The 13678-nt window shown below is 69.5% G+C and carries 11 protein-coding genes; 6 read left to right on the forward strand and 5 right to left on the reverse strand.

Annotated features, from left to right (window positions below; all coding sequences use genetic code 11):
• Positions 1–177: 177 nt before the first annotated feature.
• Positions 178–3960 carry an AAA family ATPase gene (locus H9639_RS04020; protein WP_191806784.1) on the reverse strand — a complete coding sequence of 1261 codons (3783 nt, stop codon included), beginning with the start codon at positions 3958–3960 and terminating at the stop codon, positions 178–180.
• Between the two features lie 213 nt (positions 3961–4173).
• On the opposite strand from H9639_RS04020, the gene H9639_RS04025 reads away from it, so the two are divergent.
• The 5 genes from H9639_RS04025 to H9639_RS04045 are packed head-to-tail and all read left to right on the forward strand — an operon-like array spanning position 4174 to position 10220.
• Positions 4174–5199: a 3-oxoacyl-ACP synthase III gene (locus H9639_RS04025; RefSeq protein ID WP_191806785.1), complete on the forward strand. Its 1026-nt coding sequence runs from the start codon at positions 4174–4176 to the stop codon at positions 5197–5199.
• On the forward strand, positions 5193–7820 hold the full coding sequence (locus H9639_RS04030; protein WP_191806786.1) for an alpha/beta fold hydrolase: 2628 nt from the start codon (positions 5193–5195) through the stop codon (positions 7818–7820). The genes H9639_RS04025 and H9639_RS04030 overlap by 7 nt, the downstream gene beginning before the upstream one ends.
• Positions 7817–8848 (forward strand): NAD-dependent epimerase/dehydratase family protein, encoded by a 1032-nt coding sequence (locus H9639_RS04035; RefSeq protein WP_191806787.1) that lies wholly within the window; start codon positions 7817–7819, stop codon positions 8846–8848. Before H9639_RS04030 ends, H9639_RS04035 begins: the two co-directional genes overlap by 4 nt.
• A 10-nt stretch (positions 8849–8858) precedes the next feature.
• Positions 8859–9677, forward strand: coding sequence for a serine hydrolase domain-containing protein (locus tag H9639_RS04040; protein ID WP_191806788.1), 819 nt, complete (start codon positions 8859–8861; stop codon positions 9675–9677).
• Between the two features lie 51 nt (positions 9678–9728).
• A complete protein-coding gene (locus H9639_RS04045) occupies positions 9729–10220 on the forward strand; it encodes a hypothetical protein (RefSeq protein WP_191806789.1) in 492 nt (163 codons plus the stop codon).
• Positions 10221–10305: 85 nt separating this feature from the next.
• Here the strand turns inward: H9639_RS04045 and mutM are convergent, their stop codons facing one another.
• From mutM to H9639_RS04065, 4 genes are all read right to left on the reverse strand, one after another.
• Positions 10306–11271 carry a bifunctional DNA-formamidopyrimidine glycosylase/DNA-(apurinic or apyrimidinic site) lyase gene (gene mutM, locus H9639_RS04050; RefSeq protein ID WP_191806790.1) on the reverse strand — a complete coding sequence of 322 codons (966 nt, stop codon included), beginning with the start codon at positions 11269–11271 and terminating at the stop codon, positions 10306–10308.
• Between the two features lie 12 nt (positions 11272–11283).
• Complete coding sequence (gene rnc, locus H9639_RS04055) at positions 11284–11997, reverse strand: ribonuclease III (RefSeq protein WP_191806791.1); 714 nt, start codon at positions 11995–11997, stop codon at positions 11284–11286.
• Between the two features lie 82 nt (positions 11998–12079).
• Complete coding sequence (gene rpmF / locus H9639_RS04060) at positions 12080–12283, reverse strand: 50S ribosomal protein L32 (RefSeq protein ID WP_055240805.1); 204 nt, start codon at positions 12281–12283, stop codon at positions 12080–12082.
• 2 nt (positions 12284–12285) lie between these two features.
• The gene (locus H9639_RS04065; protein ID WP_191748972.1) at positions 12286–12852 is read right to left on the reverse strand and encodes a YceD family protein; all 567 of its coding nucleotides are present in this window, start codon (positions 12850–12852) and stop codon (positions 12286–12288) included.
• A 227-nt stretch (positions 12853–13079) separates the two neighbouring features.
• Here H9639_RS04065 and H9639_RS04070 point away from each other — a divergent pair, with 227 nt between their 5' ends.
• Complete coding sequence (locus H9639_RS04070; RefSeq protein WP_191806792.1) at positions 13080–13676, forward strand: YdcF family protein; 597 nt, start codon at positions 13080–13082, stop codon at positions 13674–13676.
• The last annotated feature ends 2 nt before the right edge of the window (positions 13677–13678 follow it).

Consider the following 13678-nt stretch of genomic DNA (forward strand, 5'->3'; position numbering starts at 1 on the left):
CAGGCGGGGGCAGCCGGCAGGAACCGCGGCGGGCCGAACCCCGGCGGGACAGTCGGCCGGCCCGCATCAACCCCCAACCGGGTCAGCCGGGTCCGGTGGCACCGAACCTGGCCCCGGGCCCTGCCCCGAACGGGACGGGTTGGGATCCCGATGACCGCCCCGGTAACCGGGTCCGGGTCAGACGGCGGACTTGTCCAGCCGCTGGCTGATCACCGCTGAGACACCGTCGCCGCGCATCGATACCCCGTACAGCGCATCGGCGACTTCCATGGTGCGCTTCTGGTGGGTGATGACGATCAGCTGGCTGGACTCACGCAGCTCTTCGAAGATGGTGATGAGCCGGCCCAGGTTGGTGTCATCCAGGGCCGCTTCAACTTCGTCCATGACGTAGAAGGGTGAGGGCCTGGCCTTGAAGATCGCCACCAGCAGCGCGACGGCGGTCAGGGAGCGTTCGCCGCCGGAGAGCAGGGAGAGCCGCTTGATCTTCTTTCCGGCAGGGCGTGCTTCCACCTCGATGCCCGTAGTGAGCATGTCCGCGGGGTCGGTCAGCACCAGGCGGCCCTCGCCGCCGGGGAACAGCCGGCCGAAGACCCGTTCGAACTGCACGGCCGTGTCCTGGAACGCCGCAGTGAAGACCTCCTCCACCCGCTGGTCCACTTCACGAATGATGTCCAGCAGGTCCTTGCGGGTGGCCTTCAGATCCTCAAGCTGGGTGCTCAGGAACTGGTGGCGTTCTTCCAGGGCCGCAAACTCCTCGAGGGCCAGCGGGTTGACCTTACCCAGCGAGCTCAGGTCGCGTTCGGCCCGCTTGAGCCGTTTTTCCTGCTCGGCACGGTTGTAGGGAATGCCTTCCACGAGCGGGTTGCCGTCTTCATCCACCGGAACGTGGAGGGCGGCCCACTTGCCCGCCGTCTCAGCGGCCTCGGCGGGCACCGGGACCGGCTGATCGGGCCCGTACTCCGCGATCAGATTGCCGGCGGTGATGCCAAGTTCCTCCACGGCCCGGGTTTCCAGGGCTTCGATCCGCAGCCGTTTTTCGGCGCGGAGCAGCTCCTCCCGGTGAACTGAGTCCGTGAGCTTGGCCAATTCCGCTGTCGCCTCGGCGCTGGCGGCCCGCACGGCGGCCAGTTCGGTGTCCCATTCGGCCCGCACGGCTTCGGCTTCGTCCCGCTCGGCCGCGGCAGCTTCCAGGGACGCATCGGCCCGGCGCCGGACGGCCGCAGCGGCCTCCGCGACGGCTGCCGCACGGGCGGCCTGCGCGGCCCGGGCCCGGGCGCGGACAGCTGCGGCGGCGCGGGCCCGGCGTTCGGCGGCCGCGGCACGCTCCAGGGACTCCGCCCGCCCGGCGACGGCCTTCAGCCGCTCCTGGGCTGAGCGCAGGGACAACCGCGCGTCCATCTCCGCCTGCCGGGCCTGGGCAGCGGCGAGCGCCAGGGCATCGCGCCGGTCGGTGGAGGGTTCGGCTGCCTCCCCGGGGCTTTCCTGCGCCGCGGCGAGCCGCTCCGTGACGGCGGCAAGCTGCTCCTGTTCACGTGCCAGGTTCGCTTCGGCTGCCTCTGCCAGGTGGGAGAGCCGTTCCGCTTCACCGGCGGCAGAGCGCAGGATGGAGCCCAGCGATCCCAGCCGTTCCCCTACCGCCGCCAGCCGGGCATCGGAATCGTGGAGTTCAGCCAGCGCGGCGTCCACCTGCGCCTGCGCAGCATCCCGTTCACCGGCTGCGCCCGCAATCTCGAACCGGGCTGCCTCGGCCCGGGCCGTAGCCTCGGCCAGCCGTGCCTCGGTCTCCTCCACAGCAGCCTGGATTTCGATCAGCCCGGGAGCACTGGAGGAACCGCCCCGGGCACTGAAAGCGGTCAGCACATCGCCGTCGGCGGTCACCGCCGTCACTCCGGGGGCATCCGCCAGCAGCGCAGCGGCTGCCGTCAGCGAAGGAACAATTACGACGCCGCGCAGCAGGGCGCGCAGGGCCGCCTGCGTCCCAGCCCCGGACGCCGCCCCGCTTCCGTCCTCGCTTCCGTCCTCGCTCCCGTTCGCGGCGGCAGGTTCGACGACGTCCAGGGCACGGACGCAGCCGTCCGGCAGGTCCAGCAGCTCCGGCAGCTCCGCGGGCATTCCCGCCAGGGCTGCAGCGCCGCTCCCGTCCGGGCTGGGAGAACCGCCGGTTCCGGGCGCTCCGCCGGTTCCGGGCGCTCCGCCAAGGACGGGCGCTCCGGTTCCGGGCGCTCCGGAGGAACCGGGGGTTCCGGGGGCCTCCGCGAAGACCAGCGAGACCTGGCCGGCACCGGATTCCCTGAGCAGGGCCAGGGCGGCGAGCGCAGGTTCCGTTCCCCGGACCGCCAAGGCCTCCGCGGCCGGGCCCAGCGCGGCGCTGACCGCGCGCTCGTAGCCGGGACGCACGCTCAGCAGGTCGGCCAACGGCGCCAGGACCCCCTCGATGCCGGCTTCCAGCAGGGCCTGGGAACCATCCTTGCGGTCCAGGCCCACGGCCAGCGCATCGCGGCGGGCGGTCAGCGTCTCCCTGGCCCGGACGGCTTCGCGCTCCTGTCCGCGCAGCTCCGCCAGCCGTTCCTCCGCTGCTTCCAGCCGGGCAACGGCTTCCTCGTAGCGGGCATCCAGGTCCTCTTCACCGGCTTCCGCGCCGGCCGCCTGGCTTTCCAGGGCGGTGAATTCGGCTTCCGCGTTCCGGCGGCGTTCCTCACCCTGCGCAATCGAGGCGCGCAGCCGTCCCAATTCCGCTTCCGCTGCTTCCACGCGGGAGCGGGCCGCGGCAACGGATCCGGCCAGCCGGGCCAACCCTTCCCGCCGGTCTGCGGCGGCCCGCAGAAGGGAGGCGAGGCGGCGTTCCTCAGCAGCGGCCTCTTCCTCGGCTGCGGCCCGGATCTCCACCGCGTCTTCCAGCGCCCCGTCGCGCTCCTGGGTCTCGGCCTCCAGGTCGGCGGCCTCGGCGCGGATCCGTTCGGCCTGGGCCTGCAGCTTCTCGGGGTCCCGCCCGGGATCAGGTGCCGCGTCGCTGGAGCCCAGCAGGCGCTGGCGTTCCAGGGCAAGCGCCTGCAGCGAATTCAGCCGCTCGCGGCCGGAGGACAGCTGGTACCAGGCATCCCGTGCGGCGTTCACCCGCGGGGTGGCAACGGCCGCCAGCCGTTCCAGTTCGGCCAGCCGTGCCCCCTGGACCTGCACCGCCTGCTCCACCTCCCGGCGCCGTAGCTTCAGGGCCTCTTCGGCGGCGGTATCCCGCTCGACGGCGGTGGACAGGGTCACCAGGTCATCGGCCAGCAGGCGGGCGCGGGCGTCCCGCACATCCAGCTGGACCTGCCTGGCCCGCCGCGCCACGGCGGCCTGTTTACCCAGCGGCCCCAGCTGCCGGCGCAGTTCCGTGGTCAGGTCGGTCAGCCGGGCCAGGTTCGCCTGCATGGCGTCCAGCTTCCGGACGGTTTTTTCGCGGCGACGGCGGTGCTTGAGGATCCCGGCCGCCTCTTCAATAAAGCCGCGGCGGTCCTCCGCTGAGGCGTGCAGCACCTTGTCCAGCTGTCCCTGCCCCACGATCACGTGCATTTCCCGGCCCAGGCCGGAGTCGGAGAGCAGCTCCTGGATGTCCAGCAGCCGGCAGGGGGAACCGTTGATGGCGTATTCCGAGCCCCCGGCCCGGAACAGGGTGCGGGAGATGGTGACTTCGGAGTACTCGATGGGCAGCGCGCCGTCGGCATTGTCGATGGTCAGGGACACCTGCGCCCGGCCCAGCGGCGGGCGGCCGGACGTCCCGGCGAAGATGACGTCCTCCATCTTGCCGCCGCGCAGCGTCTTGGCTCCCTGCTCCCCCATAACCCAGGCCAGGGCGTCCACCACATTGGATTTGCCCGAGCCGTTGGGACCGACAACAGCGGTCACCCCCGGCTCGAACTCAAAGGTGGTGGCCGATGCAAAGGACTTGAAGCCCCGCATCGTGAGGGTTTTTAAATGCACTGTCCGCTGTCTCTCGTTTGTGGAAGATTCCCTAAAGCCGGTGCTTCCCCCACACTTAACCGCAGTACTCGCAGAGCGTAATCCGGGCTTTCGCGCTTTCCAGGCCCGGCAGGAAAGTAGGCTTCTAGAAGAATCATATGGTTCGGCGGCGCCGTTACGGGTAACAACCGGGCCCGGACCGCGATCTTTTTGGCAGCAGACAAGGCAGGCATTTTGAGCGGGAACTTCAACTTCCAACACACCAACACCGCACTCCTGAGCGTGAAGAGCGTAGAGGCGCCAGTCGTTGTCAGCTCACCCGAATTCGATGAGCGGCTCGCTCCTTCCCTGAAGCGGCTGAGGTTATCCAAGGGCCTGCTGGAGCGGGTAGCGGGGGTCAGTGAGCGCCGCTGGTGGGCGCCCGGCACCTCCTTCGAAGACGGCGCCATCGAAGCCGGCGCCAAGGCAATGGCAGAGGCCGGCGTGGAACCTTCGCAGATCGGGCTGCTGATCAACACGTCCGTCACGCGCAGGAACCTGGAGCCGTCCGTCGCCGTCAAGATCCACCACAACCTTGGCCTGCCCTCCTCCGCCCTGAACTTCGATCTGGCCAACGCCTGCCTGGGCTTTGTGAACGGCATCACCATGGCGTCCAACATGATCGAGTCCGGGCAGATCGACTACGCCCTGATCGTCGCCGGGGAAGACTCCCAGGGCGTGCAGGAAGCCACCTTCGGACGGCTGAACCGGGAAGACTCCACCCGGCAGGACTACCTCCGGGAATTCGCCACCCTGACCCTGGGCAGCGGCGCCGCTGCCGCCGTGATCGGCCGCGCCGCCGACCACCCCGGATCGCACCGGATTCTGGGCGGAGTCTCCCGGGCCGGCACCGAACACCACGAACTCTGCGTCGGCAGCGAGGGCGGCATGTACACCGACACCAAGGGCCTGCTCGAAGGCGGACTGGAGCTGGTGGTCACGGCCTGGCATGAAGCCCAGGCGAACGGGTGGGACTGGCAGGGCATGGACCGCTACGTGACCCACCAGGTATCCAATTCCTACACCAACGCGATCATCAAGGCCGTGGACCTGGACCGTGAGCGGGTGCCGATCACTTTCCCCCGCTGGGGCAATGTGGGACCCGCTTCCCTGCCCATGACCCTGGCGCAGGAATCCAAAACCCTGACCCCGGGTGACCGGGTGCTGTGCATGGGCGTTGGCTCCGGCCTGAACACCACCATGATGGAAATCGCGTGGTAGCTGAACTCTGGCCCGGTGTTCCGGCCGCCTGGTCCCGCTATGTCCAGGTTCCCTCCACCGCCGCCGTCGACCGTCCCGGAACACAGCACAAGTGGCACGTGCTCGACAACGCGCCGGATCTCGAATCGCGCGGCGTGGAACCTGCAGGCACCCTGCTCTGCGTGCACGGCAACCCCACCTGGTCCTACCTCTGGCGGACGCTGGCCGCCGCCGGCAGCACTGCCGAATCCCCCTGGCGGGTCATCGCCGTCGACCAGCTGGACATGGGCTACTCGGCCCGCACCGGCACGTTCCGGCGGCTGGCGGACCGGATCAGCGATCTTTCCGATCTCACGGCAGCCCTGGAGCTGGACGGACCGGTGGTTACTGTGGGCCACGACTGGGGAGGCATCATTTCCCTGGGCTGGGCGCTGGCGCACCGCAGCCAGCTGGCCGGGGTGGTCCTGACCAACACCGCCGTGCACCCGGCCGGGTTCTCGCTTCCGCCGGCCCTCCGGCTGGCGCTGCATCCCGCCGTACATGGCTGGGGCACCGTCAGCACTGACGCGTTCGTCCGGGTCACCCACGCCCTGGCGCAGCCCGCACTGGCACCCGAGGTCCGCCGCGCCTTCGCCGCACCCTACCGCGGTACGCCGCGGCGCGCCGGCGTCGGGAACTTCGTGGCGGACATCCCGGCGGACGAAACCCATCCGAGCTTCCGCACCCTGACCCGGGTGGCCGAGGGAATCCGCGGACTGAAAGTCCCGGCCCTCGCCCTGTGGGGCCCCAAGGACCCGGTGTTCTCCGACCGTTACCTCCGCGACCTGATTGAGCGGCTGCCGCACGCCGACGTCCACCGCTTCGAAGGTGCCGGCCATCTGCTGCCCGAAGACCGGGACATCGCTTCCCCCGTGTTCAGCTGGCTGGACCGGAATGTCAGCTCCCTTGGCCGGTCCGCGGAAGCGCCCGCCGCTCAGGCGCCCTTCCGGCCGATGCTCGCGGAACTGGACGAACGCTCCGGGGATGACTCCCCCGCCGTCGTCGACATGGCTCCGGCCGCCGGCGGTGACGCAGCCGTCCCGGCAACCCTGTCCTGGAAGCAGCTCGCCGTCCGGGTTGATGCCCTCGCCGCGGGGCTCGCCGGAATCGGCGTCCGTCCGGGCGACCGGGTGAACCTGCTGGTGCCGCCCGGCATCGAGCTGACCTCGCTGATTTACGCCTGCCTGCGCCTCGGCGCCGTGGTGGTGGTGGCCGACGCCGGTCTGGGCACCAAGGGCCTGAGCCGCGCCATCAAGGGCGCCGGCCCGCAGTTCATCGTGGGAATCGAACGGGCCATCACCGGGGCCCGGCTCTTCGGCTGGCCCGGGCAGCGGATCCTGGCCGGGGACGCCTCACAGACGCGGCGCAGGCTGCTGGGCGTGGAGCACACCGTCGCCGAGCTGGTGCAGGCAGGCACCGGCAAGCCGGTGCCGGACTACCCCGCGGATCCCGACGCCGATGCCGCCGTCCTGTTCACCTCCGGTTCCACCGGCCCGGCCAAGGGCGCCGTGTACACCCACCGGCGGCTGGCCGCGATGCGGGACACCCTGAAGGAGACCTACGACCTGCGGGCCGGCTCCTCACTGGTGGCCGGCTTCGCCCCGTTCGCACTGCTGGGCCCGGCCCTCGGCGCCACGTCGGTGACCCCGGACATGGACGTCACCGCGCCGCGCACGCTCAGCGCCCGCGCGCTGGCGGACGCAGCCGCCGCCGTGGCTGCCACCACGGTGTTCGCGTCCCCGGCCGCTCTGGCCAACGTCCTGGCCACCGCGGATGAGCTCAACGCGGCGCAGCGTGCCGCGCTGGCCGGAGTGGACCTGCTGCTTTCCGCCGGCGCGCCGATTCCGGAAGCACTGCTGAGCCGGGTCCAGCTGCTGGTACCGCAGGCTGCCCTGCACACCCCGTACGGCATGACCGAGGCCCTGCCGGTCACCGACATCAGCCTGGAGCAGATCCGCAAGGCCGGCACCGGCAACGGTGTCTGCGTGGGGACCGCCGTCGCCGGCGCCCGGGTGGCCATCGCCCCGCTGGCCGCGGACGGTTCCGCCGGAACCGGGCTCTCCGCCGCTACAGACGTGACCGGGGAAATCCTGGTCAGCGCCCCGCACGTGAAGGACCGGTACGACAGGCTCTGGATCACCGAAGAGCACAGTTCCTCGGTGCCCGGCTGGCACCGGACCGGAGACGTGGGCCATTTCGACGCCGACGGGCGCCTCTGGGTCGAGGGCCGGCTGGGACATGTGCTCAGCACGGCCACCGGACCGGTGACCCCGGTCGCCGCGGAGCAGGCTGCCGAGAGCGTGCCCGCGGTGCGCCTGGCCGCCCTGGTCGGTGTGGGCCCCGCCGGTGCGCAGGTGCCGGTGGCGGTCATTGAACCCGACGGCGGCGCCCGCAAGGCAGGGCCGGCTGATCAGGAAACGGCAGCGGCTGTCCGGCACGCCGTCGCCGCGGCCTGCGGACTCGACCTCGCCGCCGTGCTGGTGCTGCCGCAGATGCCCACCGACATCCGGCACAACTCCAAGATCGACCGCGCCGCCCTCGGCGACTGGGCCGAGAAGGTCCTGGCCGGCGGCCGGATCAGCGCGCCGGGAGCCCGGCGATGAGCCGGCGTATCCTCGTCACCGGTGCCAGCGGCCTGCTCGGCGGCGCCGTCGCCCAGCTGCTGGCCGACCGCGGGCATCAGGTGCGTACCTTCCAGCGCCGGCCGGCAGCCGGGACCGGCCTGGAATCGGTGGCCGGCTCGGTGACCGACCCGGGAGCCGTAGCGCGGGCCGTCGAGGGAATGGACGCCGTCGTGCATCTGGCGGCCAAGGTGTCCTTTACCGGCGCGTGGTCCGAGTTTGAGGCAACCAATATCGAAGGCACCCGCAACCTTCTGGCCGCCGCCCAGGCTGCCGGGGTCCGGGACCTCGTTTTCGTCTCGTCCCCGTCCGTGGCGCACTTCGGCGAACCGATCGCCGGTGCCGGCGCCGGGCGGGCGGATCCGGACCGGGCCCGCGGCAATTATGCGCGGTCCAAAGCCGCGGCGGAGCTGCTGGCCCTCGCGGCGGACTCCGCGCAGTTCCGGGTGACGGCGATCCGGCCGCACGTGGTCTGGGGTCCCGGCGACACCCAGCTGGTGGAACGCGTCATCGACCGGGCCCGCTCCGGCCGGCTGCCGCTGCTGGACGGCGGTGCCGCCCTGATTGATACCACCTACGTGGACAATGCCGCGGCCGGGATCGTCCGCGGACTGGAACGGATGGAACACGCGCACGGGCAGGCGCTGGTGGTCACGAACGGCCAGCCGCGCACGGTCGGCGAGCTGATGAGCGGTATCTGTGCCGCCGGAGGCGTCCGGCCGCCGGCCTTCAGCGTCCCGGGCTGGCTGGCCCGCGGCGCGGGAAGCGTCATCGAGAAGGCCTGGCTGGCGGCCGGAGCACGCGGTCTGGTCCACGATGAGCCGCCCATGACCCGCTTCCTGGCCGAACAGCTGTCCACCTCCCACTGGTTCGATCAGCGCCACACCCGCGAGGTGCTGGACTGGACGCCGGAGGTGTCCATAGATGAGGGCATGCGGCGCCTGGCCGGCCACTACGGCGGCACGGCTGCGCAGGACGAACCGGACATCGCCGGCCGGACGGCGCTCTAGGATGACAGGGATGAAAAGCACAGCATTGATCCGCAACTGGCCCGTAGAACATGCAGCCGCGGCGGTCATCGCCGCCGACGGCACCGTGCTGGGGACCGACGGCGACCAGGGCCGTCGCTTTCCGCTGGCCTCCGTGACCAAACTGCTCACGGCGTATGCCTTCCAGGTTGCGCTCGAAGAGGAGGCGGTGGCCCTGGACGATCCCGCCGGCCCGCCCGGCTCCACGGTCGCCCATCTGCTGGCCCACACCGGCGGCTACGACTTCGGGGACCGCACCGTCCGGTATGAACCGGGCACGCGGCGGCTGTACTCCAATGCCGGTTTCGAAGTCCTGGCCGAGGCCCTCCAGGAGGCCACCGGCATTGAGTTCGCCGATTATCTCCAGGAAGCTGTCCTGGCTCCCCTGGGAATGGCCGACACCACCCTGGACGGTTCCCCCGCAGCCGGCGCCGTCTCCACGGCCGCGGATCTGGTCCGGTTCGCCGCGGAGCTGCAGGCGCCCCGGCTCATCTCACCGGAGTCGCTGGCCGCAGCCACCTCGGTCGTTTTCCCCGGACTCACCGGCGTCCTGCCCGGCTTTGGCCGGCAGAAGGAGAACGACTGGGGGCTGGGGTTCGAGATCCGGGGCAGCAAGTCCCCGCATTGGACCGGGAGCAGCAATTCACCGCGCACGTTCGGGCACTTTGGGCAGTCCGGCACGTTCCTCTGGGTTGATCCCGAACTGCAGGCAGCCGCCGTCGTCCTCACAGACAGGGACTTTGGTCCCTGGGCCGCGGAAGCCTGGCCGGTGTACAACGACGCCTTGGTTGCGGAGCTGCGCGGCAGCTAACCGCGCCGGCACTGCTGAGAACACCGGCCGTGCACGCTACAGTGTGCTGGCATGGAAGCCCCGCTGGAAGCCTGGAGTGAATTCAACGTAGCCATGCTGGGCGGCACGGCGGCACTGGTGGGGCTGCTCATCGTGGCGATGAGCGTCAATATTAAGGACATCCTCGCGGCAGAGCCGCTCCCGTCCCGTGCCGCAGCGGCCGTTGCCACGCTCACCCTGGCTCTGGTGGTCTGCGCACTCGGGCTGGTCCCCGGCCAGCCGCTCTGGGCCTACGGCGCCGAGACGGCGCTTGGCACCGCGGCGCTGGCCGTGGTGGTGATCCGCGCCGTCGGCTCCGTGTACCGCAGCTCCGGCGCACCGCGCGGGACGCGGCTCCCTAAGGCTCTACTGCTCCTGGCGCCGGTTGTCTCCTATGCCGTTGGAGCGGTCCTGCTGCTGGCGGGCGACGGCGGCGGGCTGGCCTGGCTGGGGGCCGGGGCTATCCTCGGCGTGATTGCGGGAGCGGCCTTTGCCTGGGTGGTCCTCATTGAGGTCCTGCGCTGAATCCGGCATGCAGGGGCGCCCATTGTCCGCCGGGCGGGACGGCCACCACACAGGGATACACAGCAGAGCCAAGCGTCCGCCGGGGCTACCAGCGGCCGTTGCGTGGCCGCGGCTGGCAGACCGGGCAGCTGTAGGAGGACCGGTTCATAAAGGAGTCTCGGCGGATGAGGGTGGTGCGGCCGGCTTCGGCGCAGCGCAGGCAGGGCTCACCTTCCCGCCCGTAGGCGTTCAGCGACCGGGCGAAGTACCCCGATGCTCCGTTCACGTTGACGTAGAGCGAATCGAAGCTGGTGCCGCCGGCCGCAAGCGCCCGCGTCATAACGTCCCGCGCGGCCTCCACCAGCCGCAGGGCGTCGGCACGGCGCATGGTGTCCGTGGGCCGGGCGAAGTGAATTTTGGCGCTCCACAGCGCTTCATCGGCGTAGATGTTCCCCACGCCGGAGATCAGGCCCTGGTCCAGCAGTGCCCGCTTGATCCCGGTGCGGCGGGAACGCAGCCTGCGGTAGAACTCGTCAAAGGAGAACGCCGGGTCCAGCGGATCCCGGGCAATGTGCGCGGCCTCAGAGGGCAGCAGCGGCATTCCGGTTTCGGAGAGCCCGCCCGGCGCGCCGTCCGGAGTCGGCTCCAGATCGGCAAGGAACATCCCGCCGAAGATGCGCTGGTCCACGAATCTGAGTTCGGTGGGCATGGGTGACCCGTCAGTATCCGTGGCGGGGCTGAGGGTCAGCCGGATTTTGAGGTGTTTCTCGTCCGGCAGCGCCGGGTCTTCCATCAGCAGCTGGCCGCTCATACCCAGGTGCGCCATCAGGGCGAAGGGAGGAACGGCACCGGAATCGTCACCGGCCTCAACCAGGGGCATCCAGAGGAACTTACCGCGCCTTACGACGTCAAGGACGCGGGCGCCTTCCAGGTTTGCCCGCAGATCGTCCGGGCCCGGGGCGTGCCGCCGCACGGAGCGCGGGTCAAGGACCTCCGCGGCGTCGATGTTCCGTCCGCGTACCCACCGGGCCAGGCCACGGCGCACTACCTCAACTTCGGGAAGTTCGGGCATGGGCCGGGGAGGTCAGGCGCCGGCGGCGCGGGCGGCTGGAAGGGTTCCGGTGGCGTTCAGGCGCCGGCAGGTATCCGCTGCGGCCTCCTGCTCGGCGTCTTTCTTTGAGCGTCCGCTGCCGGTGCCGTAAGCACGGCCGCCGATGTGCAGGACAGCCACAAAGCTGCGGGAATGGTCCGGTCCGGTGCCGGTGACCTGGTATTCGATGTCGCCGAGTTTCCGGGCGGCAGCGATTTCCTGGATGCTGGTTTTCCAGTCGGTTCCGGCGCCCAGGGTGTCTGCGTCGTGCAGCAGCGGACCGATCAGCCGCATCACCATGGCGCGGGCCGTCTCGATCCCGTGGCACAGGTACACCGCGCCAATCAGGGCTTCGGTGGTGTCGGCCAGGATGGAGGATTTGTCTTTGCCATTGGTCAGTTTCTCGCCCTGTCCCAGCAGGATGAAATCTCCAAGCTGCAGCTGGCGGGCAACTGAGGCAAGCGCCTTGGTGCTCACGACGGAGGAGCGGCGCTTGGCCAGCTCTCCTTCGGAGAGGTCGGGGTTGTCCCGGTACAGCGCGTCGGTGATGGAGAAACCGAGAATGGAATCCCCAAGGAACTCGAGGCGTTCGTTGGTCGGGATGCCGCCGTGTTCGTAGGCGTAGGACCGGTGTGTGAGCGCAAGACGAAGCGTCCCGGCGTCGATGTCGACGCCGAGACGCTTCTGAAGCTCTTCAGTATTCTTCACGTGCTGAGATCGCCCCGAAAAGCAGTGTGCCCCTTCAACGAATGTCCTCAGAGGACAGACGGAAAAGGGGTAAACACTGGTCTTAGACGTCCGCTACCTTGCGGCCCTTGTATTCAAGGAACAGCGCAGTGCCTGCGGAGTCGGTTACGACCTTGGCCTGATGGGGCAGGCTGTAGGTTACGCGGCCGTTCTCAACGGTCTTCACCAGGTTGGGCGCAGTTGCCTTCCACTGGGACCGGCGTGCACGCGTATTCGAGCGGGACATTTTCCGCTTGGGAACAGCCACGACTAACTCTCTTCTCTCTCGTCTGACTCTGTACTTTTTGCCGCTTCGTTGTCAGCGGCGGTGCCAGTCAACCCGGCAAGGGCTGCCCAGCGAGGATCCACGACTTCATGGTGGTGACCCGGATCCTCCTCAAGGCGCACCCCGCAATCGGGGCAAAGACCTTCGCAGTCTTCCCGGCACACCGGCTGGAACGGCAGGGTGGTGACCACTGCGTCCCGCAAAACCGGTTCAAGATCGATGACATCTCGCTCGATCCGGCGTTGCTCTTCTTCCTCTTCTTCTCCGAAGGACTCAGCGTCCTCGTAGTAAAAGAGTTCCTGCACATCGACGTCCTGGTCGTACGCGATGGGCGTCAGGCACCGGCCGCACTCGCCCCGGACTGGGACAACCGCGTTTCCTGATACCAAAATCCCTTCGTGCACGGCCTCAAACCGCAGATCGAGCTCAATGTCCGATCCCACGGGTACGCCGATCAGCGCAACACCGAAGTCTTTCGGTGCCGGCAGATGCTCATGCATTGTCCGCATGGTTCCCGGGCTGCGCCCGAGATCCTTGACATTGACTGCCAAGGGGGAACTCGGATGTGACCGCGATGAAACGCTAATGAGAACTCCTGTAGAACATAGACCGACATATCATCTTAGCCTGACCGGAGGGAATCTCTCAAACCGGCCCGCCGGCGGGCGCTGGGGCTGGGCCCCGTGCCTGCCGTACCGCGGCTACTGGTCCAGTTTAGCCGCACCGGGGCACGACGGCGGATTCCGGCTCACGGGCAGCTCTCACCTACGCTTGCGGTGTGTCTCTCCTTCGCCCTGCTGCCGCTTTCCGGCGCGTCTTTGTCCGGATTGGGGCGGCAGTGCTGTGCGCCCTGCTGGTCTGGCTATTCGCCGCCGCCAACCTCTTCCTGTATCCCCAGGCCGCCACGGAGCCCGCCGGGGAAACGGTCAGCGCGGACGCCATTGTGGTGCTGGCCGGGGCTGCCGCCGAGCGCCTGCCGGTGGGCCAGCAGCTGCTGCGGGACGGGTACGCTCCCGTCCTCGTCCTGTCCACCACCGACACTCCGGGCAACGCGAACACTGACTTCGTCTGTGAGTACACCACCAACCCGGCAATCGAGTGTTTCACCCCGTCTCCGCTGACAACCCGTGCCGAGGCCCGCTCGGTTGCCCGCCTGGCCGCGGATAACGGCTGGGACGAGATCATCGTGGTGACCTCGACGTACCACGTGGTCCGTGCGGAGGCCAACATCACCCAGTGCTCGGCAGCCCACATCACCATGGTCGCTTCGGAGCCCACAATGAGCCCCTGGCGGTGGGCCGGGCGGTTTGTGGAGGAGACAGGCGGCCTGCTGGCGGCTTTTCTGCGCCCGGCGTGCGCCAGCCGGATCGGCTAGCT

Origin of the sequence: Arthrobacter gallicola (assembly GCF_014836775.1) — a bacterium.
Classification (GTDB): domain Bacteria; phylum Actinomycetota; class Actinomycetes; order Actinomycetales; family Micrococcaceae; genus Arthrobacter_B; species Arthrobacter_B gallicola.

Bases quoted from the DNA above. Each gene is read 5' to 3' on its own strand.
- H9639_RS04045 (WP_191806789.1), top strand. From the start codon at position 9,729: ATGGAAGCCCCGCTGGAAGCCTGGAGTGAATTCAACGTAGCCATGCTG.
- H9639_RS04035 (WP_191806787.1), top strand. From the start codon at position 7,817: ATGAGCCGGCGTATCCTCGTCACCGGTGCCAGCGGCCTGCTCGGCGGC.
- mutM (WP_191806790.1), bottom strand. From the start codon at position 11,271: ATGCCCGAACTTCCCGAAGTTGAGGTAGTGCGCCGTGGCCTGGCCCGG.
- H9639_RS04040 (WP_191806788.1), top strand. From the start codon at position 8,859: ATGAAAAGCACAGCATTGATCCGCAACTGGCCCGTAGAACATGCAGCC.